19 protein-coding genes are annotated in these 20,240 nt (G+C 61.6%); 14 read left to right on the forward strand and 5 right to left on the reverse strand.

Annotated features, from left to right (window positions below; genetic code table 11):
* Positions 1 to 32 precede the first annotated feature (32 nt).
* Both V6F91_RS18575 and V6F91_RS18580 read left to right on the forward strand, forming a co-directional pair.
* On the forward strand, positions 33 to 1,145 hold the full coding sequence (locus V6F91_RS18575; RefSeq protein ID WP_332766918.1) for an alkene reductase: 1,113 nt from the start codon (positions 33 to 35) through the stop codon (positions 1,143 to 1,145).
* A 98-nt stretch (positions 1,146 to 1,243) separates the two neighbouring features.
* The gene (locus V6F91_RS18580; protein ID WP_332766920.1) at positions 1,244 to 1,723 is read left to right on the forward strand and encodes an AraC family transcriptional regulator; all 480 of its coding nucleotides are present in this window, start codon (positions 1,244 to 1,246) and stop codon (positions 1,721 to 1,723) included.
* Positions 1,724 to 2,339: 616 nt separating this feature from the next.
* Here V6F91_RS18580 and V6F91_RS18585 read toward each other — a convergent pair.
* Entirely contained in the window at positions 2,340 to 7,481 is a 5,142-nt protein-coding gene (locus tag V6F91_RS18585; RefSeq protein ID WP_332766922.1) for a trifunctional serine/threonine-protein kinase/ATP-binding protein/sensor histidine kinase, read from the reverse strand.
* Between the two features lie 258 nt (positions 7,482 to 7,739).
* On the opposite strand from V6F91_RS18585, the gene V6F91_RS18590 reads away from it, so the two are divergent.
* The 6 genes from V6F91_RS18590 to V6F91_RS18615 all read left to right on the forward strand — a co-directional run bounded on the left by V6F91_RS18590 (position 7,740) and on the right by V6F91_RS18615 (position 12,762).
* Entirely contained in the window at positions 7,740 to 8,732 is a 993-nt protein-coding gene (locus V6F91_RS18590) for a response regulator (RefSeq protein ID WP_332766924.1), read from the forward strand.
* On the forward strand, positions 8,729 to 9,139 hold the full coding sequence (locus tag V6F91_RS18595; RefSeq protein ID WP_332766926.1) for a response regulator transcription factor: 411 nt from the start codon (positions 8,729 to 8,731) through the stop codon (positions 9,137 to 9,139). Before V6F91_RS18590 ends, V6F91_RS18595 begins: the two co-directional genes overlap by 4 nt.
* A gap of 175 nt (positions 9,140 to 9,314) precedes the next feature.
* A complete protein-coding gene (locus V6F91_RS18600) occupies positions 9,315 to 11,174 on the forward strand; it encodes an ABC transporter ATP-binding protein (RefSeq protein WP_332766928.1) in 1,860 nt (619 codons plus the stop codon).
* 651 nt (positions 11,175 to 11,825) lie between these two features.
* Positions 11,826 to 12,068, forward strand: coding sequence for a hypothetical protein (locus tag V6F91_RS18605; RefSeq protein ID WP_332766930.1), 243 nt, complete (start codon positions 11,826 to 11,828; stop codon positions 12,066 to 12,068).
* The gene (locus tag V6F91_RS18610) at positions 12,065 to 12,232 is read left to right on the forward strand and encodes a hypothetical protein (RefSeq protein ID WP_332766932.1); all 168 of its coding nucleotides are present in this window, start codon (positions 12,065 to 12,067) and stop codon (positions 12,230 to 12,232) included. Before V6F91_RS18605 ends, V6F91_RS18610 begins: the two co-directional genes overlap by 4 nt.
* Positions 12,229 to 12,762 (forward strand): DUF4142 domain-containing protein, encoded by a 534-nt coding sequence (locus tag V6F91_RS18615; protein ID WP_332766934.1) that lies wholly within the window; start codon positions 12,229 to 12,231, stop codon positions 12,760 to 12,762. Before V6F91_RS18610 ends, V6F91_RS18615 begins: the two co-directional genes overlap by 4 nt.
* 12 nt (positions 12,763 to 12,774) lie before the next feature.
* Here V6F91_RS18615 and V6F91_RS18620 read toward each other — a convergent pair whose 3' ends face one another.
* Entirely contained in the window at positions 12,775 to 13,005 is a 231-nt protein-coding gene (locus tag V6F91_RS18620) for a hypothetical protein (RefSeq protein ID WP_332766936.1), read from the reverse strand.
* 434 nt (positions 13,006 to 13,439) lie between these two features.
* Here V6F91_RS18620 and V6F91_RS18625 point away from each other — a divergent pair, with 434 nt between their 5' ends.
* Complete coding sequence (locus V6F91_RS18625; protein WP_332766938.1) at positions 13,440 to 14,429, forward strand: ribonuclease Z; 990 nt, start codon at positions 13,440 to 13,442, stop codon at positions 14,427 to 14,429.
* A gap of 56 nt (positions 14,430 to 14,485) precedes the next feature.
* On the opposite strand, the gene V6F91_RS18630 is transcribed toward V6F91_RS18625, so the two are convergent.
* Positions 14,486 to 14,995 (reverse strand): ferritin-like domain-containing protein, encoded by a 510-nt coding sequence (locus tag V6F91_RS18630; RefSeq protein ID WP_090283019.1) that lies wholly within the window; start codon positions 14,993 to 14,995, stop codon positions 14,486 to 14,488.
* 101 nt (positions 14,996 to 15,096) lie between these two features.
* Positions 15,097 to 15,981, reverse strand: coding sequence for a manganese catalase family protein (locus V6F91_RS18635; RefSeq protein ID WP_332766941.1), 885 nt, complete (start codon positions 15,979 to 15,981; stop codon positions 15,097 to 15,099).
* 852 nt (positions 15,982 to 16,833) lie between these two features.
* On the opposite strand from V6F91_RS18635, the gene V6F91_RS18640 reads away from it, so the two are divergent.
* Both V6F91_RS18640 and V6F91_RS18645 read left to right on the forward strand, forming a co-directional pair.
* A complete protein-coding gene (locus V6F91_RS18640; RefSeq protein ID WP_332766943.1) occupies positions 16,834 to 17,112 on the forward strand; it encodes a hypothetical protein in 279 nt (92 codons plus the stop codon).
* Positions 17,109 to 18,230: a carboxylate-amine ligase gene (locus tag V6F91_RS18645; protein ID WP_332766945.1), complete on the forward strand. Its 1,122-nt coding sequence runs from the start codon at positions 17,109 to 17,111 to the stop codon at positions 18,228 to 18,230. The genes V6F91_RS18640 and V6F91_RS18645 overlap by 4 nt, the downstream gene beginning before the upstream one ends.
* Before the next feature lie 23 nt (positions 18,231 to 18,253).
* Here V6F91_RS18645 and V6F91_RS18650 read toward each other — a convergent pair whose 3' ends face one another.
* A complete protein-coding gene (locus tag V6F91_RS18650) occupies positions 18,254 to 18,424 on the reverse strand; it encodes a general stress protein (protein WP_332766947.1) in 171 nt (56 codons plus the stop codon).
* Between the two features lie 347 nt (positions 18,425 to 18,771).
* Between V6F91_RS18650 and V6F91_RS18655 the strand changes: the two genes are divergently transcribed.
* The 3 genes from V6F91_RS18655 to msrA all read left to right on the forward strand — a co-directional run bounded on the left by V6F91_RS18655 (position 18,772) and on the right by msrA (position 20,220).
* Positions 18,772 to 18,951, forward strand: coding sequence for a general stress protein (locus tag V6F91_RS18655; RefSeq protein WP_093101985.1), 180 nt, complete (start codon positions 18,772 to 18,774; stop codon positions 18,949 to 18,951).
* 255 nt (positions 18,952 to 19,206) lie between these two features.
* Positions 19,207 to 19,554 carry a general stress protein gene (locus V6F91_RS18660; RefSeq protein ID WP_203421840.1) on the forward strand — a complete coding sequence of 116 codons (348 nt, stop codon included), beginning with the start codon at positions 19,207 to 19,209 and terminating at the stop codon, positions 19,552 to 19,554.
* 159 nt (positions 19,555 to 19,713) lie between these two features.
* A complete protein-coding gene (msrA, locus tag V6F91_RS18665; protein ID WP_332766953.1) occupies positions 19,714 to 20,220 on the forward strand; it encodes a peptide-methionine (S)-S-oxide reductase MsrA in 507 nt (168 codons plus the stop codon).
* Positions 20,221 to 20,240 lie beyond the last annotated feature (20 nt).

Genomic DNA, 20,240 nt, shown 5'->3' on the forward strand with positions numbered 1-20,240 from the left:
TCAAGTCATTCGTTAATTATCTGGAGTTGCTCATGACCCGCCGCCTGTTCCAACCCGTCACCCTCGGCCCTTATACCCTCGCCCATCGTGTTGCCATGGCACCGCTGACGCGCTCGCGCGCCGGCCAGCCGGGCGACGTACCGACGGCGATGAACGCCGAGTACTACCGCCAACGTGCCAGCGCTGCGCTGATCATTACTGAAGCCACACAGATCTCCCGCCAGGGCCAGGGTTACGCATGGACGCCGGGCATTTACAACGATGAGCAGGTCGAGGCCTGGCGCGAAGTCAGCGGCGCGGTGCATGGCGCTGGCGGGCTGATCTTCATGCAGCTGTGGCATGTCGGCCGCGTCTCGCACCCCAGCTTTCAACCGGACGCCGGCCTGCCCGTCGCACCGAGCGCACTACCGGTGCCCGGCAAGACTTTCATCGTTGACGAAAACGGCAATGGCGTCTGGGGGGATGTGCCGGTACCGCGCGCCCTCGAAACCGCAGAAATCGCCGCCATCGTCGAGGACTATCGCCGCGCTGCGCGCAATGCCATTCGTGCCGGGATGGACGGTGTCGAGATCCACGCGGGCAACGGCTACCTGCTCGATCAGTTCCTCAACAGCAATAGCAATCAGCGCAACGACGCCTACGGCGGCAGCGTCGAGAATCGCGCGCGTCTGTTGCTCGAAGTGGTCGCGGCCGTGGCCGACGAAGTGGGGGCCGAACGCGTCGGCGTACGTCTGACGCCAATGGGGCGCTTCATGGGCATGGGCGACGACAACCCAGAAGCCACGTTCGGCCATCTGGTCGAGGCGCTGAATGCCTGGAATCTGGCGTATCTGCACCTGGTCGAGCCGGCGATGGTCGGCACGGTCAAGGACGAACATTTCGACCCGCGCTGGGACGCGATCATTGCTCAGTTGCGCGCAACCTGGAAAGGCCTGCTGATGCTTGCGGGCGGTTACGACGCCGAGTCTGCCGAGCAGGCACTGCGCTCGGGACGCGCCGACATCATCGCGTTTGGCCGGCCTTTTTTGGCCAATCCGGACCTGCCGCGGCGGCTGCGCGAGCACCTGTCGCTGAACACGCCGGACCCGAGCAGTTTTTTCGGTGGCGATCAGCGCGGGTACGTCGATTATCCGTTTCATGCCTGAGCGGGAGATGCGAGGCGGCTTCAGAACTTTTCAGGTTTGCTTAAGGACTTTAAATGTCGGCGGCGCCCAGACTTTGCCTAACGATCAGGAGAGCCGCCATGACCCCGCAACCGGTGAATTCAGACCATCCCTGCACCCTGGCGCGCCCATTGGGCGCGCTGTCCGGCTGGCAGGAACGCCGCGCCAAGGCGTTCATCCTCGGCGACCTGAGCCGCAGCTTGCGGGTCAGTGAGATTGCCGAGCATTGCAATCTGTCGCGCAGTCATTTTTCCCGGGCGTTCAAGCTGGTCACGGGGTGCTCGCCGCAGGAGTGGATGTTGCGGGTGAAGATCGACAAGGCGAAGGGTTTGTTGCTGACGTCGATGCCGATTACCGAGATTGTCTACGAGTGTGGGTTTTCTGATCATTCGCACTTTACCCGCACGTTCGGGCGCCTGGTGGGGATGCCGCCGAAGGCCTGGCGTCAGGCGATGGCGCTGGACGCTGCGCGCGTTGCGGTGGTGGGCGAGCGGGTGGCGGTTTGGGAGGGTGCGGTGGGTTTGGCGGTGGTGGTGCGGGGGGTGGAATTGCGTACTTGATTTTCGTTTGTTTGCTCGCTCTTTTGGCCGCTTTGTTGCGGTCTTTTTTTTGGTCGTGGCGGCCTTTGGGCCGACCAGGCTTTGGGGGTTTTGGGTGAATATCCGTTGTTTCGGGTGTTGCTGATGGCGGTTTCGCCCTTACGGCGAGGCACTTTTTCCAGACGCCGAAAAAGTACCCAAAAAGGCTGGCTCCTACGTACGGCCCTCGCAGGCTCGGGTCCCTTCGTTGCGGGATCGATCCGGGCGCAGCGGCTACGGTTTGCTTCGCTGCACCTACTTCCGCTGTGTCTGGCTGCGCCAGACGGTCGCTTCGCTCCCACTCCCGGATCAATCCCTGCGCTCAGCCTTCCGATGTCGCTGGTTAGGCAAGATCAAGAGCACTCGAGCTGGCGCTCATTGTTGAGTGGTTAGAAGCGGGGGTTTGGCTTGGGGTTTGCGGTGGGTTTGCCCCTCACCCTAGCCCTCTCCCCCTGGAGAGGGAGCCGATTTCGGTTGGTTTCGAAACTTGCATTCGACGCGGTATTGCTCGTCGGCGTACCTGTCGCATCCACCCCGGTCAGTCCCCTCTCCCTCTGGGAGAGGGCTAGGGTGAGGGGCTTTTGATCTTCAGCGCGATTCAAGCGTCACCCGGCAATCCCAGCGGCAACGTAAATCCGATCCGTGCGCCCTCTTCGCTGTCTTCCACTTGCAGTGTGCCGCCGTGGGCGTTGATGACGGTTCGGCAGATGGCGAGGCCCATGCCCATGCCGTTGCCTTTGGTGGTGTAGAAGGCGTCGAAGATGTGTTCGCGCTGGGCTTCGGCGATGCCGGGGCCGTTGTCCTGGAGGGTGATGTAGATGTGGTGATCGCGGCGTGTCGATTCGATGGTCAGTTGGCCGGGGCGGTCGTGGCTGGCGATGGCTTCGAGGGCGTTGGTGATCAGGTTGTAGATGACTTGCTGGATCTGTACGCGGTCGACGGCGACGTTGCAGCCGGCGTTGAGGCAGGTTTGCAGGGTGGCGTTGCGGTTGTGCAGGTCGGTGGCGGTCAGCTGGATGACTTCGCTGATCAGTTCGTCGATCGCCGTGGGCAGGCGTTTCAGTGGGGCCTGCTTGGCCAGGGCGCGCAGGGCCTGGACGATTTCGGTGGCACGGGCGCTGTCGGCGCGGATGTCTTCCAGGCCTTGAATCGCTTCGTCCAGGTCCGGCGTGGCGCGTTTGAGCCAGCGCAGGCTGGCCGAGGCGTTGGAGGTGATGCCCAGCAGCGGCTGGCTGATCTCGTGGGCGATCGAGGCGGACAGTTCGCCCATCATTTTCAGGTGCGAGTTACGCGCCAGTTCTGCGCGCGAGCTGCGCAGGTCGGCCTCCATCTGTGCCCGCAGGCGGTTGTCTTCGACCAGTTGCGCATAGAGCCGGGCGGTCTGCAGCGACACTGCGGCTTGGGAGGCGAGGATTTCCAGCATGGTCAGCCGTTCGGCGTTGAACAATTTCGGCACCAGGCGGTTTTCCAGATACACCAGCCCGATCAGCGTGCCCTGTTTGAGCAGCGGCAGGCACATCATCGAGCGTGTCTGCCGGGATCGCAGATCGGCGCTGTAGGCCTCGGGGCATTGCGCGCTGGCGTCGTCGAGTACCAGTGGCGTGCGTGTGCGCATGGTTGCGTTGAGTATCGAGACCGGGGGCATGTGTTCGAGGGGCTGGTCGTTGGCCTGCGTCACACGCACGTTGCCAGACTCGATAAACGCCGCTGCGGCCGGTTGCAGTGCGCCGTCGGTCACCAGCATCAGCACACCCTGATCGGCACCGGCATGGATCATCAGGTGGTTCATCAGGGTTTCGACCAAGCGGTCGAGCAGCACTTCCTGCGACACCGCGCGGGCGGCCTCGATGCCCACTTGCAGATCGAGGCGTGCGCGGGTGACCGGGGTCGCCGTTTCCACTGAATGTTCAGCGGCGAGAAAAGGATGCAACGCCTTCAACTGCTGCGCCTTGGCCTGCGCCCCCCACAACGCATAACAATCGCGGGCCACGCGCAGGTGGTGATGGGCACCCGACACCAGGCCGCTGTTCAGGCAGATCTGCGCCAGTTGCTCGTGGGCGAGCGCCTGTTCGTGGATGAATCCCGCAGCGGCGGCGGCGATCTGCGATTGGTCGAAGCAGCGGATGGCAACCAGGCCTTCGCCACGCACGCGGGCAATGGCGCCTTCGATCAGCAGTAACTTGTTGGCGAAAGTCGTCGGGTTAAGTTCGACCCAAAGGAGGACTCGTTGGCGGTGCTGTTCCAGCGTTTGCAGTTTTTCGCTGACCTCGCCGCAGGCTTCGTCACTGGCCAGTGCCAGGCTGTAGAACAGGTAGTAATCGGCAAGGTTGATGTGCGCCGGCAGCGACCAGGCCAAGGCGCCTGCCTCTTCGAAGCGCCGCAAGGCATAAGCGATGTCGCCAAAATAAAAGGCGGACATGCCCGAATACAGCCAGCGCCAGAACAGCGTGGGCTGTGACACGCGCTCGCGGTCCAACGGGCCGAAGCAATCATGTTCAAGCCTCGCAAGATCAGCAACGGCACGCGGCGCCGGGCCGTTGCGCAACTCTGTGGCGAATGTCTGCTGCGCCAGCAGAATACGTTCGATATCGATGTAATGAAACTGGCGGACCCAGGCCAGACCGTGCTCCAGTTCGCTCAGCACACTGGGCAACGGCTCGCCCATGAACAGCAGATCAGAGGCGATATGGTTGCAGGCGTAGCACGACATGCCGAGATCACCGCCCGCCTGCCCGCATTCGAACGCGGCGAAGGCTTTTTGCCGGGCGTACGCCAGTGGCCGGGTCCACGGGCTGACCTGATCGAGCGCCACCAGCGTGCCCGTGCGCCCGGCTTCATAGCCATGCAGATCGGTGAGCTGCAGCGCCAGCTCGGCATAGGCCTGACCGTCGACGTACTCGCCATATCGATCGGCGATCATCACCCCGAACCAGGCGAATCCGTAGCCACTGCTCCGCGTAGTGCCATGCAGCAGCGTGAGTTCGACCATTTTCGCCAGGTGCACAAAGGAGATGTCGTCCTCGACGAAAAACGAAGCAATCAGCGTGCTGAGCAGTTCCATGGCCGCTTCGATACGCGGATCAACCGCCGGCGGCAGTGCGGTCAGGTCGGCGATCCGACGCGTACCGCGCAACTCGCGAACACGCTCGAAGGCTTCAGTCATTTGCGCCCTTGAAGGCTTGCGTTGCAGCGAGATGTCCAGCAGTGCCAAGCCGCTCAGCGCTTCACTGATCGCGCCCTGATAATCGGAATGCAGGGTGCGCAAACTGGCGCGCAACCGATAGGTTTTCGCCTGGTCCAGCGGCGTGGCCGCGTGGTGCAGGCAATCGTCGAGACGTTGCTGGGCGCTCGGCAGATCCGCCAGCAGCATCACGCACTCGGCGGCCAGCCAGCGACTGGCGAAGGCTTGCGGGTACAGCTGCGTCCAGCCACTGGCGCCGAGCAGGCGCTCGGCAATGAGCAGATAATCCAATGCCTGATCGACAGCGGCAGTATCACGCACGCGCTCGGCGGCCATCACCAGCACGTTGATGAAATCGGCGCGGCGATGCGCCTTCAGCGTGTCGGTGTCGATGCGTTGAATCTGGCTGGCGATTTCGAAGACGTGTTGAGCGAGCTCCTCGCGCCACTCATCGAGCATCACCGCAGCAATGCGTGCGTGCTCGGCGGCACGCCCCATCGGCGCTGGCAGTTGCGCTGCTGCCTCGAGCACGCGGTCATGGGGGAACAGCAGTTGGTGGTTTTCGCGCAGCAGAAATCCGCCGTTGACCAGAAACTCGACATCGCGGGCCAGTTGCGGCGGATCGCCCGGTAGCAAACGCTGCAACAGCGCTTCGTCACAGCGACCACCGACATAGCCGGCACAGCGCAACACTTCTTGCGCCGACGCGGGCAGGCGCTGCAAGCGCTGCACCATCAGGTCGGCGACGTTATCGGCGTAGCGATAGCCAGCCAGCGCGCTTGGCGCCCACACCCAGCGATGCTGCGCCGCATCGAAATGCAGCAGGTGCTCATCCATCAACGCCCGCGACACCTGGCTGACGAACAGCGGATTGCCAGCGGTCTTAAAATGCACCCCTTCGGCCAGGGCCTGGAGGTTGTCGACCTCGGCGTCGAGTTCGGCCGCGATCAATTGCGCGACCGCCTGCACCGACATCGGACCCAGCTCGATACGCGACACCGGCAATGCCGACTCGCGACACAACTCACCGAGCGAACCGCCCTCACCGCCCAGCACCGCGGTTTCATCGTCGCGATAGGCCAGGATCAGCAACAGATGCCGCGGCGGGCGCGCAATGAAGGCCTTCAGAAAGGCCTGGGTCGAGTCGTCGGCCCATTGCACATCATCGATAAACAGCACCAGCGGCCGCCCCGGCTGGGCGAACACCTGCAGCACATCGAGCAGAGTGCGACTGGCGCGATCAAGTGCATGACGGGCCGGCATGTTGGGCAGTTCTGCGGTGACGCCGATCAGCAGCTCGGCCTCGGGCACCAGCTCTACCAGCAGGCGGCCACGGCCTTTGAGCACTTCGGTCAATTGCGCACCGAGCGCCTGCATTTCCAGCGTCGGCTTGCCCAGCAACTGCGTGACCAGCGAGCGGAACACCTGCGCCAGCGGCGCAAAAGGAATGTCGTTGTGCAGCAGGTTGATCTTGCCGCTGGCCCAGTAACCCGGCGCCTGCCCACGGATACCCTGATGAATCAGCGTCGACTTGCCCGCCCCCGGCGCGCCAGCGACCAGCAAAACCCGGGCGATGCCGTCGCTGCGCACGCGCTGAATCTGTTCGAGCAATTGCGCACTCTCCGCCTCGCGACCGAACAGCAACTCGCCACGGGTGGTCTTCGTCAGCGCATCGAACGCGCCCAGGCGAAACGCGTCGATCCGCCCATGCTCACGCCACTGGCGCAGGCACCAGGCCAGATCCGCGGCCAGCGACTCGAGGCTCTGATAGCGCGCGTCCGGCTCTTTTGCCAAGCCTTTGAGCAAGACCTGACAAAGCCCTTGCGGCAAGTCTTTTACATACACATCAGGCGATGGCGGCTGGACGGCGGCGTGCACATGCCGCCACTGCGCCGGGTCGCGGGCCGTCAGCGGCGTGTGATCCGTGAGCACCTCATAGAGGATGGCCGACAAGGCGTACACGTCGCTGCGTTCATCGTTCGCCGCGACGTCGTGCTGCACCTGCTCCGGCGCCAGATAAGGCCAATGTTCGATAACAGGCAGTTCGCTGTTCGACAGATCGGGCGCGGCGGTGTGCACGCCCATCAACCTGACCGAGTCGTCGGCACCGACCATCAGGTGCCACGGCAGCAGACCGACGCGGCGGACGCCAGCCTGACCAGTCAGCGCCAGTGCGTTGGCCGCCGCCACGGCAATGCGCAGAAACCGACCCAGCGGCAGGCCGGCGTCGCTGACCAGTTCTGCCAGTGACACACCCCACTCGGGATACACCAGCAGCGGGCCGTCGGCCGAGCGGATCTGTGCAACCGGGGCAATCACCCACTCAGCGGGCAGGTGCAGATGGAAATCGCGCTCCAGGCGTTTGCACACGGTCGGGCGTTGAATCGGTGCGCGCACGGCAAACCAGCGCTTGAGCGTGCGGCCGTCTTCGAGGCTGTACCAGGTCAGTTCGTTGTCGCGGCGCCATAGGCTGAACCGGCAACTGTCGAGCCACGCTTCGTCATGCAGCAGGGCTGGAGACGGACAAGACACGGGGCTGGCAGAAGGTGTGCCGGGCATTGGAATCACCACTGGAGACTGGTTTCAGGGCCGATCCGCGAGTATACGCAACGGTTCTGGTCAAGGGGCCAGTCGTCGCGCGGCTGTCCGCCTGCAGCCCCAGAATGGCCGTCCAGAGCCTGCCGTTGCGGATAAACAGGCTGGAAACCGCGGCTGTTATCCCTCGGGATAATTGCTTTATGCCGGGCGCTCACCTAGCGTACCGGTCTCATGAACCGGCGCCCCGCCATTCATTTTCACCGCAGCGCAGAGGCAAGCATGATCCGACTCGGCCAGGCCACGATCTCACTGGAGCGGCGCGAAGCCTTTCTCGATGGCCGGCCGTTGCGTGTCGGCGGCCGCGCGTTCGAAGTGCTCTCGGTATTGATGCAGGCCGACGGCCGGATTGTCAGCAAGGATGAACTGATCAATCAGGTCTGGCCCGATATCGTCGTCGAGGAAAACAACCTGCAGGTGCAGATTTCCGCGCTGCGCAAGCTGCTCGGGGCCAAAGAAATCATACAGACGGTCGCCCGTCGAGGTTACCGATTATTGAAAGACCGCGAACCCAAACCGCCCGCCTTCACTGCCATGGCCGCGCCTGTGCCGGGGGCGCCACAACAGCCGCCGGTCGAGGCGCAATCGGTGCCGGTGTTGATCGTCGATGACGAGGCGCGTGTACGCACGGCCCTGAGCCGACTGCTGCGGGCCGAAGGCATCGAACACCGCCTGTTCGCCAGCGCCGAGGAACTGCTCGACGCGCCTCTGGAAAACGGGCCGACGTGCCTGCTGCTCGATGTCAGCCTGCCTGACGCAAGCGGATTGCAACTGCAGGCGACACTCACCGAGCGCGGCCACCCGTGGCCGGTGATCTTCATGACCGGGCACGGCACCATTCCGATGTCGGTGCAGGCGATGAAAGCCGGGGCGGTGGAGTTTCTGACCAAACCGTTCAACGACGATGAACTGCTCGATACTCTGCGCACCACCCGCGAACGTGCGGCGACTGCGTACGAGCAATGGCAGCGCGTGCAACAAGCCTTGCAACTGGCCGCGCTGCTGACCCCGCGCGAGCGTGAAGTATTACCGCTGATTGTCGCCGGTCTTGCCAACAAGCAGATTGCCAATCAGTTGGGCACCAGTGAAGTCACGGCCAAGGTCCATCGCAAACACATCATGGCGAAGATGCAGACGCGCTCGCTGGTCAACCTCGTCGAACTCTACGGGCTGATCAGCAGCGCGCGGCCACCCGGCCCATCGAGCCTGTGGTGAACAGCGCAACTGACCGTCGTGCAACGGACGACAGTCGTCACGCGACCATTGTCTGCATCGTTGATGACGATGCTTCGGTGCGCAAAAGCCTGCGCAATCTGCTGCGCTCGGTGGGTTACCACGCGCAGGTCTATGACAGCGGCGAAGCCTTTCTCGCCGAACAGCCTTTCGAGGAAATCGCCTGTCTTCTGCTGGATTTGCGCATGCCCGGCCTGTCCGGCATCGACGTCATGCGTGAACTGCGGCGCCGCGCCCAGCGTTTCCCGGTGATCTGCATGTCGGCCCATTGGGATGAGGCAACCCTCGCCGAGTCCGGCCACTATCAAGCGGTGCACTGCCTGAGCAAACCGTTCGAAGAAGAAGCCTTGTTGCAGGCGATCGAGTCGGTGGTGCATCCCCAGCACTGAGCATCAGAGGATTTTTTGCCTCCGGCGTCTGCGCAGCAGGGTCGGCAAGAGCAATCAATTGGCACTGCGGTCCCGTTCCGGGGTCAGTTCAGGTGACCTGATATTTACCGGCAACCCCTCAAGGCCGCCGTTAAATGGCAGAATCCCCCGACCTTGATACTTTTCGGAGAGCGCAATGCTTCGCGTGTTTGAACGAAGACTCGACCCCTTCCCGCCTGACGAACTGCCACCACCGCCAGTGGGCCTGACGCGTTTTCTGTGGGCGTGCACTCGCGGCGCGCGCGGCTATATCCTCGCGCTGGCCCTGCTCAGCGCCGGTGTGTCGATCTATGAAGCGTGGCTGTTTTCCTTCCTCGGCCAAGTAGTCGACCTGCTCTCGACCTGGCAGACCGGTGGCGGCGTCAGTGCCGAGGAAAGCCGCGTCCTGTGGGGGATCGGCATCGTCCTGCTGGTGAGCATCGTGCTGGTCGCGTTGCGCACGATGGTTCAGCACCAGATCCTGGCGATCAACCTGCCGCTGCGCCTGCGTTGGGATTTTCACCGTTTGATGCTGCGGCAAAGCCTGTCGTTCTTCTCCGATGAATTTTCCGGGCGGGTCACCACCAAGGTCATGCAAACGGCGCTGGCAGTGCGTGAGGTGCTGTTCACCCTGATCGAAATCGCCCCCGGCATCGGCGTGTATTTCATCGCTATCATCGCCCTCGCTGGCGGCTTCGCCCTGAAGCTGATGCTGCCGTTCATTGCCTGGGTCGCGCTGTTCGCGCTGGCGATGGTGTACTTCGTCCCACGCCTGGGCAAGGTCGGCCAGGAACAGGCCGACGCGCGCTCATCGATGACCGGGCGCATCGCCGACGCCTACACCAACATCACCACGGTGAAACTGTTCTCGCACTCCAGACGCGAAGCGCATTTCGCCCGCGCGGCAATGGAAGACTTCAAGCTCACCGGGTTTCGCCAGATGCGTCTGGTCAGCCAGTTCGAGATCGTCAACCAGGCGCTGGTGGTCGCGCTGATCATTGGCGCCGGCGGCTATGCCCTGTGGCTCTGGCACCAGGGCCAGGTCGGCGCGGGCGCGGTCGCGGCGATCACCGCCATGGCCCTGCGCATCAACGGCATGTCGCACTGGATCATGTGGCAGATGACCTCGCTGTTCGAGAACATCGGCACCGTGCAGGACGGCATGGCCACCCTCACCCGCGGCCCGAAAGTCCAGGACGCAGCGAACGCCGGCGTGCTGGTACCTGCTGGCGGCGCGGTGACGTTCGACGACATCAGCTTCAATTACAACGGCGAACGTCAGGTCCTCGACGGCTTGAGCCTGCACATCCGCGCCGGCGAAAAAATCGGCCTGGTCGGCCGCTCCGGTGCAGGAAAATCGACGCTGATCAACCTGCTGCTGCGTTTCTACGACGTCGACAGCGGGCAGATCCGCATCGACGGCCAGAACATCGCCGAAGTGACCCAGGACAGCCTGCGCAGCGCCATCGGCATGGTCACCCAGGACACCTCGCTGCTGCACCGCTCGATCCGCGACAACATCGCCTATGGCCGCCCCGACGCCAGCGACGAAGACATCCGCCGCGCCGCCGCCAACGCTCAGGCCGACAGCTTCATCAACCAACTGAGCGACCGCCAGGGCCACAGCGGCTACGACACCCTGGTGGGCGAGCGCGGCATCAAACTTTCCGGCGGCCAGCGCCAACGCATCGCCATCGCCCGGGTCATGCTGAAAAACGCCCCGATCCTGCTGCTCGACGAAGCCACCAGCGCCCTCGACTCCGAAGTCGAAGTCGCCATCCAGGAAAGCCTCGACGAAATGATGCAAGGCAAAACCGTCATCGCCATCGCCCACCGCCTCTCCACCATCGCCGCCATGGACCGCCTTATCGTCATGGACGAAGGCCGCATCATCGAACAAGGCACCCATGCCGAGTTGCTGGCCAGGAACGGGATTTATGCGAGGTTGTGGCAGCATCAGAGCGGCGGGTTTCTGGGGGAGGATCAGGGGTTTGCGGCGATGGTGGATCAGGCGTGATCCGGCAATTTCAGATCAAGATCAAAAGCCCCTCACCCTAACCCTCTCCCAGAGGGAGAGGGGACTGATCGAGTTGAATATGAGAGATACGCCGAGCAGGGATATCGAGTTGAATCAAGCACTTGAAAAGCACAGCGATCGGCTCCCTCTCCAGGGGGAGAGGGCTGGGGTGAGGGGCAAATCCACCGCAAATCCCAAGCCATGCGTCGCTTTACACCACTCAACAATGAGCGTTAGCTCGAGTGCTTTTGATCTTGCTTTTGATCCACCGGCGACGTCGGAAGGCTGAGTGGAGGGATCGATCCGGGCGTGGGAGCGCAGCGACCGTCTGGCGCAGCCAGACACAGCGGAAGTAGGTGCAGCGAAGCAAACCGTAGCCGCTGCGCCCGGATCGATCCCGCAGCGAAGGGACCCGAGCCTGCGAGGGCCGTACGTAGGAGCAAGCGTTTTGGGTTACCTTTTTGGCGTTTGAAAAAGGTGACTCGCCGTAAGGGCGAAACCGCCAGAAACACCACCCGCAGCAACGGATATTCACCCAAAACCCGACGTCACCGCCCCCCAAAAAAATCAGCAAAAACCAACCGTACGTCGCCCCCAAGGAACACCCCGCCACCCCCCTCCTCTACCCAACAAAGGCCGAGGAGAAAAACCATGTACAACGAAACCAAAATGCTCGCCTACACCCAATGGCACGACCTGCTGACCAACACCAGCACCTTCAGCGAACCCGAAGACCGCTACGACGAACTGCTCCGGCTCGCCGACGACTACCGCAGCCGCGGCATCATCGACACCCCCGAACGCAACACCCTGATCGAAATCGCCACCGCGGCCTACACCCGCTCAGTCACCGCCGCCACAGCCCATTCAAGCCACTCAGGAACCAACCTATGACCGATAACAAACCCGACCAAGCCCGAACCACCCCGAGCACCGAAGCCGACGGTCTGACCGACGATCAACGCGTACGCCGCGAAAACAACGACCACCAGCAAGGCGCCCGCGTAACCCCCGGCCCGGCGGATAAAGAACGTGAACCGGAGGTGGGTCAGACATGAACAAGCTCGCAGTAAAAGCCCTCGCCACGCTGGTCCTGAGCCTGCAGACCATCGCCCTGTGTTACGCCGTCACACTCAACGCCTTCGTCGAAGAAGCGGCGCAACAAAGCCTGTTCCAGAACAACGCCTCACGCATCGCTCTGGAAAACAGCGCCCTGCCCGAAGTACGCGAATTCGCCAAGAACCAGATCACTGAACACGATCGGTTCTATCCGAAGCTCCAACAGCTGGGGCAGACGTTGCGCATGGACGTTCCCGCCGAACCTGCGGCAGCCGGGAAAGCCAAGCAATTACGCCTCAAATCGCGCGATGAATCGTTCGACCGCACCTACATCGACAGCCAGGCCGAGACGCTCGAACAGAAGGTCATGCTGTTCAAGAAAGAGGCGATGTCTTCGGAAAATCCGCAGCTCAAGACCTTCGCTCAATCAGCGCTGCCAGGCATCGAAAAGCAGGCGCAAGCGGCCAAGGTGCTTCAGGAAAAGCTCAAGCCTTCGGCCGGTAAATTGACTGCACCGACCAAGCCTTGAGCAGCGGCGCTGTCAGTCGATGGGCCCAACGTTGATGATCATGTCGTCGCCCAGCCCCTGGACTTTGGCGAGCACATCGACCGGGGTCTCATCGGAGAAGCGCACGACATAGCCCATGCCGCTGCCGTCTTCCTCGACGGCGCTGACCCAGAGCTCGACCTCGTCGGCGTCCAGCCCCAGCGCCTGGCCGAGCTGGCGGTTGCGATGGTCTGAATCGGTTTCGTCCATTGGGTAATTGGTCATTGGGTTCTCCGGTTTTTTTGGGGGCTTATGGCGATGGACGTTGTGGTTGGGTTAGCGTTCGATTTTTTTGGTCGGGTTGGTTGTTCATTGCTGCGAGTTCGGGTGTTCGGCTTTAGTGAGGTGGTGAGGCTTTCCCCTCACCCCAGCCCTCTCCCCCAGGAGAGGGAGCCGATTTGGGTGGTATTTGGATTTAGTATTCGCCGCGACATCACCAATACGACACACGTCGCCCAAACGACTCGGTCAGTCCCCTCTCCCCCCGGGAGAGGGCTAGGGTGAGGGGCTCTTGATCTTGACGTTTGAGGAACCGCGCATTCAGCGACTGACCACCGCTGCAACAGCGGAACTCCCGGACGCAAGCACCGGTCGATGACGACAACCCATGGCAATTCCGTCATATGCGTTTCAACTGATGATTGCGAGAGAGCACTATCGTGGACTTGTTGTTTCTGGGCACCTCTGCTGGCGTGCCGACCCGTGAGCGCAATGTCAGCGCCACGGCATTGATCGAGGCGTCGGGCAGAGGCTGGTATCTGATCGACTGTGGTGAAGGCACGCAGCATCAAGTCCTGCGCACGTCGTTGTCGCTGAGCGAACTGCGGGGAATTTTCATCACCCATGTGCACGCGGACCATTGCCTGGGCTTGCCCGGTTTATTGGCGAGCACGGGAATGTCCGGACGTTCGCGGCCGCTGGATATCATCCTCCCGGCGGCGCTGCACCCGTGGCTGACCTTGAGCCTCGCGGTGACCCAGTCGCACCTGCCGTTCGAAATCCATCTGCACGCCGTCGAGTCGCTCGATCACTGGCGCAACGGCAACGTCGAGGTCAGCACGGTCGAGTTGTCGCACCGCGTGCCGTGTCACGGTTATGTCTTCACCGAAGCCGATCCGGCGCCGCGTCTGGATGTGCAACGGCTCGACGCTGAAGGCATCGAACGCGGTCCGCTGTGGGGTGAACTTGCGCACGGCCAGGATGTGCTGCACGACGGGCGCTGGCTGCGCGCGCGAGACTACCTGCTCCGGGCGCGCCCGCCACAGCGCATCATCGTCTGTGGCGACAACGATCGGCCGGAACTGCTGGCAGAGGTGGCCGCTTCAGCGGATGTGCTGGTGCATGAAGCGACGTTCATTCAAGCAGCCATCGACAAGACCCGCGCCAGTTATGGCCACAGCAGCGCGGCGGCGGTGGCGGGTTTCGCCGAAGCCGCAGGCGTGCGCAATCTGATCCTGACGCACTTCAGCGCGCGCTACCAGGCCAACCCGGCGCAACATCCGTCGATCGAAGACGTGCGCAGCGAGGCGGCAGCGCTGTACACCGGGCAGTTGATTCTGGCGCGTGACCTGCAGCGCTATCACTTCGATCAGCAAGGTCACTTGCAGCCGGTGATGCGAAACCCTGTGCCCCGCTCGCACGATAAATGAACAATAAAAAACGTCCGCTCGCCTGGCGAACGGACGTTGCAGTTTCCACGGTGGGATTACTTCTTGGCTTCCTTGTCAGGATCGGCCGAGCGCGCAAGAAACGCTTCGGTCAGTTGCGGTAAATGCTTGAGCAGCCAGTCGGCCATAGCCACTTCTTGCGGCAGAATCGACTCACAAGCCTTTTTCGTCTGCGTATCGCCAGCCGCCTCGGCGGCAGCAATCAGCACGGTGTAGCTGGCGATTTCCATGTTCTCGAACACGTAACCGGCCATTGCGCCCTTGATCACCTCATCGCTCATCAACGAGCCGCCCACGGCCTGACCGAACGCCATCAACTTGCCGCCCAGATCCTTGATCGTCGACGAATCGCCACCCAACCGTTGCAGGCATTCATCGATGAGTTTCTGCTGACCGAGGGTTTCTTCAATGTGCTGGTCGATCCGCGCTTTCAGCTGCGGGTAGTGCTCGAGACGTTTGGATTGCGCCTTGAGCATTTGCTCGGCCTGTTGCTCCATGGCATGGGCGTCACGCAGCCAGTCGAGCAGATTTTCCTGTGGAGTGGCCATGGTTGAATCCTCTTCTTGATGATTTCACACTGGTCCCGCTCAAGCGCGCCACGCTGTTGCGTGGCGCGCTTGAGCGGAGTTCGGCGGGCAGTGTCGCGCTGTCACAGCGACGGCGGAACCTGCGTACCGGCGCCCAGATCCGCGCCGGTGACCGGCTCGCTGTTGGGATCGGACATGGTGCGGGTTTTCATTTTCTCCAGCAGCGCTTCGTCGGCACTGTCCAGCTGGACGGTCGCCAGACCATCGCCGCCATCCACCGCCGGGGTTGGGCTTTCGACAAACTCCCAATCGTCCCCCTGATTCCATGGCCCGCGCATGCTCTCGGTGCCGTGGGACATGTTGAAGTAGACGTTGGTGAACTCTGGCATGCCGGGTTTCTTGCCTTGCGGGAAGTTTGGCTGAATCGCATGCAGGGCTTTTTCAAAGGACAACTGGTGCGCGATCTCCCGAGTCATCAAGAAGCCCAACGCTTCCTTCACACCGGGATCGTCCGTCACGTTCATCAACCGCTCATAAACAATCTTCGCCCGCGCCTCGGCCGCGATGTTGGAACGCATATCCGCCGTCGGTTCGCCGATGGTGTCGACATACGCCGCGCTCCAGGGCACACCCGCCGAATTGGTCAACGGCGCCCCCCCGCCATACAACAGGCTGGTGATGTGCGAATCGTTACCGGCACCGTTCAACGAACGATACAACTCACCCTCCTCCTCCACGCCCTCGGCCATCTTGCCCTTGGCACCCTTGTTGAGCATGACAATGATCGAACCGATCACCTCGAGGTGGCTTAGCTCCTCGGTGGCAATGTCCAGCAGCAAATCCTTGCGCCCTGGATCATCCTCAGCCAACGCCTGAGTGAAATAGCGCGTAGCCGCCGCCAACTCACCCTGCGCCCCCCCGAACTGCTCCAGCAAAAGATTCGCAAGGCCAGGATTGGGTTGCGCAACACGAACGGTGTATTGAAGTCGCTTGTTATGTAGAAACATGACAAATCTCCTCAGTCTGAATGAGTGTGGCGGTCACAACGGTTAAGTCACTGCCCACTCCTTTGTGAAGCGTTGGCTGCGGAGAAAATTTCAAAAAAGATTCGGGTTCAGGACAAATGGTTATGTCGTGGGAACAAGCGAAACGGGGGTTGCGGGTTCGCTTGTTTGGGTGATTTGCTTCAGCGAAAGCAGCGGTTTTACACGTACAACGCAGACAGCAAAATCAAAAGCCCCTCACCCTAGCCCTCTCCCGGAGGGAGAGGGAACTGACCGAGGTGGATACAAGAGATCCGCCGACCTGAACTACCGAGTCGTACTCAGGTCTGGAACAGCCCACAAATCGGCTCCCTCTCCTGGGGGAGAGGGCTGGGGTGAGGGGCAGCCACCCCACAGAACCCAAGCCAAACGCTGCTTCTAACCACTCCTTACAATGAGCGAAGCTCGAGTGCCCTTGATCTTGCCATGCCGGCCCCATCGGCAGGCTGAGCGGAGGGACCGATCCGGGCGTGGGAGCGCAGCGACCGTCTGGCGCAGCCAGACACAGCGGACGTAGGTGCAGCGCAGCAAACCGTAGCCGCTGCGCCCGGATCGGTCCCGGAGCGAAGGAACCCGAGTCTGCGAGGGCCGAACGCAGGGGCCAAGCCTTTTTGGGTACTTTTTCGGCGTCTGGAAAAAGTGCCTCGCCGTAAGGGCGAAACCGCCAGACCGCACACCCGCAGAAACGGATATACACCCAAAACAACCAAAGCCTGGTCGGCCCAGAGGCCGCCAAGGCCCCCACCCCGTCACTTCCCTTGAACCACCAGCAACCCCAAGCGCTCACAAAGAAAACCACCCGCGAGCCAGCCCCTCATGAACGCCTATAAAAACCTGCTGACAGCCGAACAACAAACCCGCCTGCAAGCCCTCGATACCTGGCATCGAACATTGCAAGACCGCAGCCTGCGCATGGACTGCCCCGATCGCTACCACGAAGAACTCCTGCGCCAATGCGACGAAATGGACCGCCTCGGCATCATCACCTGGCAAGAATGGCAAGAACTGCGCCGCGAAGCCGACCAGGCCTACCTGCAGGCCATCGCCGGCCACGACTACCATGGCCCTAGTAATGCCCAGCGAGCCCAGCCATGACCGAACCGCGTTTTGGAATCGAAGAAGAATATTTCGTCACCGACCTGCACACCCGCAGAATGGTCGGCGCCCCCACCCCTGAGGCGCGTGAGGCATGCAAAAAAGCCATCGGAGCCTCGTTCGCCGCCGAGATGTTCCAGGGCCAGTTCGAAATCGCTTCACCGGTATTCACTGACTTCGTCGAAGCCAGCGATTATCTGACCGGCGCACGTCAGACCCTGAACAACACCCTGAAACCTTTCGGCCTCGGCCTGCTCTGCGCCGGCAGCCATCCACTGGCCGACTGGCGCGAACAGATCCCCACCGACGAGCCGCACTTTCACCAGTTGTTCGATACCTACGGCCACGTCGCCCGGCGCAGCGTGCTGTCGGGCCTGCACGTGCATGTAGAAGTGCCTGAGCAACTCGACCGCATCAGGGTGATGAACGAAGTGTTGCCATGGACGCCGTTGCTGCTGGCCTTGAGTTGCTCATCACCGCTTTGGGACGGGGCCAACAGTGGCTACAAAAGTTATCGCCAGGCCGCGTGCGACGAGTGGCCGCGCATGGGCGTGCCACCGCTGTTTGCCGATCAACAGGACTATGACGAGCACATTGGCTTTCTGACCAGCGCCGGGGTGATCGACCAGCCCAGCCAATGCTGGTGGGGCATTCGGCCGGCCGTGCGCTACCCGACGCTGGAACTGCGCATGACCGACGCCTGCCCGCGCGTGGAAGATGCGCTGACCCTCGCCGCGTTCTTCCGCGTACTGGTCACGCATGCGTGCCGGCAACCGCAACCGGGCTCGGCTTATGGCGCGTCAGCACGCTGGATACTTGAGGAAAATCGCTGGCGCGCCAAGCGCTGGGGGCTTGATGGCAAGTTCATTGTCACAGGCCAGGACAGCCCTTGTTCGATCAGCCAGTGGCTAGCGCTGGCTGAAGAGCGCTTCGCCGAAACCGCCGACAATTTGCAAACGCCGACCTTGTTCAAACGCGCCGACAGGATCATCAATGACGGCACCAGTGCCGACCGGCAACTGGCGGTGTTCAACCAGGCTCTGCAGCAACAGCCCGGTCCGCGCTCTGCGCTGTCGCAAGTGGTCGATCATCTGCTGGAGGAAACCTCGCGCAATTGATCGCCCCCTTTTGCGCAATTGCCTCAATCGCCCTTGCCGGTGCGCGTTCCGCCGTGGCTGTGCTGCCCACCGGTTCGCGCTTTCTCCGCGCGGTCGAGTTTGACGTCGACCGCCGTATCGCCCTTCTTCCCGGCCTCCTTCATTTTCTGTGGATCGTCGGCGAATGAATGTCCGCTTTGATGTTTGCTGGTCATGGCAATGTCCTCGCAATCAAGTCTCGGTTGTCAGTTTTATATGCCGCCCTTGCACCCTATCAACCGAACTTTGCGCTCGCCACCCATACACTCGCCACACTGACGAAAGGCAATTAAACGCAACGAAGCGAAGCTCTAACATGCACCAAAACAATCATTTTAATATCAGCAAACTTATACGAAGCGGCACCTGAAACAGCACTCTGTATAAGTTTCATTGCGAGCACTACCGTTCATCGGGCCCTGAAAAAAATCTTCAAACGTTTCTCCCTGGCGGGTTATCCGAGTAAGTGTCCGTTGCATAAATGGGCAACTAAAAAATCCTTCATTGATATTGGAGAGCTATCATGACTACAGGTAATAAAAACCCGGGCAACTTCGCCAACGATCGTGAGAAGGCATCCGAGGCGGGTAAAAAAGGCGGCCAGGCTTCCGGCGGCAACTTCGCCAATGACCGCGAAAAAGCTTCCGAAGCAGGCCGTAAAGGCGGCCAGAACAGCCACGGTGGCGGCCGTAAGTCGTCTTGACCGGCGGCATAAGGGCAGCCTCGCTGCCCTTCGAAATCAAACAGCTGGAACGGTCATCAGCGTGAAAGGCAGTTAACCATGTCTGATGAGCGTTCCAACTGATTGACAGTCGAACCCAAGCCAACCGGCAAGTAACGAGCATTGCAACAAACAACATCAGGCAGTATCCACGGCATTTGTCCGAACAACTTCAGCGCGCAACTAAGCGCAGCCTGAATTCGTATCGATGCTTATATATGCAAGAGGTGTTTCAAAATGGCTCAAGATAAACAAGGCAGCATGTCCGTAAGCGAAGCAGGTAAAAAAGGTGGGGAAGCAACATCGGCTTCGCATGATAAAGAGTTCTACCAGGAAATTGGCAGCAAAGGCGGCCAAAACAGTGGAGGAAACTTCAAGAATGATCCGGAGCGTGCAGCCGAGGCCGGTAGCAAAGGTGGCCAGAACAGCGGCGGCAACTTCAAGAACGACCCGCAGCGCGCGTCCGAGGCCGGCAGCAAGGGCGGCCAGAACAGCGGTGGCAACTTCGCCAACGACCGCGAAAAAGCCTCCGAAGCCGGGCGCAAGGGTGGCGAAAACAGTCATGGTGGTGGGCGCAACAGCTAATGCGCCATTTGCAGGGGAGCATCGCTCCCCTGCCGTTTATTCAGCGCAAGACAACTTCCTCGCAATCCCCCGCCGCTTTCTTCACCGCCCCACCTTGGAATTGGCCAACTCGCCCTCATAACAATGACAATCCCCAACGTTGCGAGAGGAATGACCGCCATGACCTTTGACACCGAAACCGCGATTCTTGCCGGCGGCTGCTTCTGGGGGATGCAGGATCTGCTGCGCCGCTACCCTGGCGTACTGAAAACACGCGTCGGTTATACCGGCGGCGATGTACCCAACGCGACCTATCGCAACCACGGTACCCACGCCGAAGCCATCGAAATCACCTTCGATCCCGCAGTGATCAGCTACCGCCAGATTCTCGAATTCTTCTTCCAGATTCACGACCCGAGCACGCTCCACCGTCAGGGCAATGACCTCGGTCTGAGCTATCGTTCGGCGATTTATTACCTCAACGACGAGCAACGCGCCGTCGCTGAAGACACCGTTGCCGATGTCGACGCCTCAGGTTTGTGGCCAGGCCGGGTGGTGACTGAAATCGAACCGGCGGGGCCGTTCTGGGAAGCGGAACCTGAGCATCAGGATTATCTGGAGCGGATTCCCAATGGCTACACCTGCCACTTCATTCGGCCGGACTGGAAACTGCCCAAGCGCGGCTGATCGGTCGGCGTCGCGTCAGT

Source organism: Pseudomonas koreensis (assembly GCF_036668835.1).
In the GTDB taxonomy this organism is placed as follows: domain Bacteria; phylum Pseudomonadota; class Gammaproteobacteria; order Pseudomonadales; family Pseudomonadaceae; genus Aquipseudomonas; species Aquipseudomonas koreensis_I.